Raw genomic sequence first — 2,835 nt, 5'->3', positions numbered from 1 at the left:
TGCATCCCAATCGCGCAAAAAACCTCTGTTGCAGTTCTTTTGGCAGGGCTTCCCCACTACAGAACACTTGCCGCAAACTCCCGCAATTTTCCAGTAATGGTTCTTCTAAGAACACCTGTAGCATTGAGGGCACGAAATGCAGTGTGGTTATCTGCTGTTCGGCAATCAGCTTCACTAGATAAGCACTATCTCTATGTCCTCCCGGTTGTGCCACCACCAGGCGTGCTCCGGCAATCAATGGCCAGAAGAATTCCCATACCGACACGTCAAAGCTGAAGGGAGTTTTCTGTAAAACGCGATCCTCTGCGGAAATTTGGTAGGCTTGTTGCATCCAAAGTATGCGATTGCAAACCCCTTGATGGGTGTTCATCGCTCCTTTCGGCTTGCCTGTTGAGCCGGAGGTGTAGATTGTATACGCCAGATGATGGGCTGATACTCCAGTGTGCGGATTTTCTGTACTCAGGTGGCTGATGTCTTGCCAGTGTGTATCCAAACACACCAGTTGCGCCGATTGCTGAGACAGCGAGGCGACTAATTTTTCTTGGGTGAGGAGCACCTTCACCTGGCTGTCACTGAGCATATACGCTAAGCGTTCAGGTGGGTACTCTGGGTCGATGGGCACATACGCTCCACCGGCTTTGAGTATACCTAGCAATCCCACTACCATCTCGACTGAACGCTCGACACACACACCCACCAACACTTCCGGTCCCACTCCCAAGGAGCCCAGGTAGTGCGCCAATTGATTGGCTTTGGCGTTTAGCTCACTGTAGCTGAGGCATTGGTCTTCAAAGACTACTGCTGTCGTATTCGGTGTCTTCTGGACCTGTTGCTCAAACAATTTATGCAGACATAACTCTTGGGGATATGAAACTTGCGTATTGTTCCATTCGCTCAGTATCTGCTGTTGTTCGCTGGCACTGAGCAGTGGTAGCTCTGATAGCTTCTGATGGGGAGCGACTACAACTGCGGATAGTAGAGTTTGATAGTGCTCTACCATCCGCACAATCGTCGTTGCATCAAACAAGTCAGTGTTGTATTCGATCGCCCCAATCAATCCATCGCTTGTGTTCTCCAGAAACAGAGTTAAATCAAACTTAGCTGTGGAGCTTTCAATTGGCAAGGTCACCAAAGTTAGATCGGCCATTTCTATTGAAGGCATTGGCGCATTTTGCAGCACAAACATCACTTGGAACAGTGGTGTATAGCTTAAAGAACGCTCTGGCTGCAATTGCTCGACCAACTGCTCAAAGGGTAGGTCTTGATGTGCGTAAGCACCAAGTGCCACTTCTCGTACTTGCAACAGTAAATCGCTAAAACTGGAGTGACCAGATAAATTGCTACGCAGCACTAGGGTGTTGACAAATAAACCGATTAACTCCTCGGTTTCCGAGCGATTGCGGTTGGCAATCGGTGTGCCCACGCAAATGTCAGTTTGTCCACTGTAGCGGTATAGCAATGTTTGGAACGCTGCAAACAACGTCATGAACAGCGTCGCTTCTTGTTTCTGACTCAAGGCAGCTAGCGCCGCGCTCAATTCCTTTGAGACTGAGAATCTTTCTACCGAGCCCTTATAAGTTTGAATCGCTGGTCGCGGTCGGTCGGTGGGCATCTCTAACAGCGCTGGTGCACCAGCGAGTTGTTGCTGCCAGTATGTCACCTGCTTTGCCAGCACTTCCTGCTGCAACCACTGCTGCTGCCAATCAGCAAAGTCGGGATACTGAATCGGCAACTCTGGCAACGCAATTGGTAGCTCATTGCATACAGCTTGGTAGACTTCTGCTAACTCACGCACCAGCACTCCTATCGACCACCCATCTGAAACTATATGGTGCATCACCAGTAGCAGAACGTTTTCTGTGGGTTGAAGCTGGAATAAACTCGCCCGTACTAACAGATCTGACGCTAGGTCAAACGGTTGCACTGCTTCTTCTACTACCAATTGTCGGCAGGCAATTTCGCCCTCAGTCGGCTCGGTCTGTTGCAAGTCTACGACTGCTAGTGCGATCGTCATGCTGTTAGCGATCGTCTGCATCACTTGCCCATCTACCTGAATAAAGTTGGTGCGTAGGGCTTCGTGGCGACTGATGATGTGATTGAGACTCTGCTCCAGAGCAATGATGTTGAGTTGACCTTGAAGACGCACAGCCACTGGAATGTTGTAAAAGCCACTTTCCGGCTCGAACTGCTGTAGGAACCACAAGCGCTGTTGGGCAAACGACACTGGCATTTGGGCCTGCCGTGGCACTCTAACGATGGGGGGAGTTTGTTGAGATTGTCCAGTTTGCTGAGCAGTGGCAATGGCCTCAGCTAAGGCAGCGACAGTTGGTAACTCAAACAAGCTACGCAAAGGTAACTCCACTGCAAAACACTTTTGCAGCCGCGACATCAGTTGCGTTGCCAGTAAGGAATGTCCTCCCAAGGTAAAAAAGTTGTCATGTATGCCCACCCGCTCAAGTTGTAGCAGCGATGCCCAAATGCTGGCTAGCATTTCTTCAATCGGTGTTCTGGGGGCAACGAAGTCATGTGACGCTTCGGATTTTCCGGAGGGGTCTGGTAGTGCTTTGCGGTCAACTTTACCATTTGGTGTGAGCGGCAGGACATCAAGCACCACAAAATAAGATGGCACCATGTACTCGGGCAGTTGCTGTTTGAGGAAGGAGCGCAACTCACTTATCGCTGGTGTTTCTTCAGTCTGGGATACCAAGTAGGCAACTAAGCGCTTGTCACCCGCAATCTCTTTGGCAATCACAACAGCTTGTTGCACGGTCGGGTGTTGACTCAGGAGTGCCTCAATTTCGCCCAATTCAATGCGGAAGCCACGCACCTTCACTT

1 protein-coding gene is annotated in these 2,835 nt (G+C 50.2%); it reads right to left on the bottom strand.

The window, feature by feature from the left end; genetic code table 11:
- Window positions 1-2,835: condensation domain-containing protein (locus ACKTT2_RS00075; protein ID WP_407882731.1), on the bottom strand; the 2,835-nt coding region annotated here is incomplete at both ends.

Source organism: Scytonema hankhaensis NUACC26 (assembly GCF_045865695.1).
GTDB lineage: Bacteria > Cyanobacteriota > Cyanobacteriia > Cyanobacteriales > Nostocaceae > Scytonema.
This window is presented reverse-complemented; position numbering and strand designations above follow the sequence as displayed.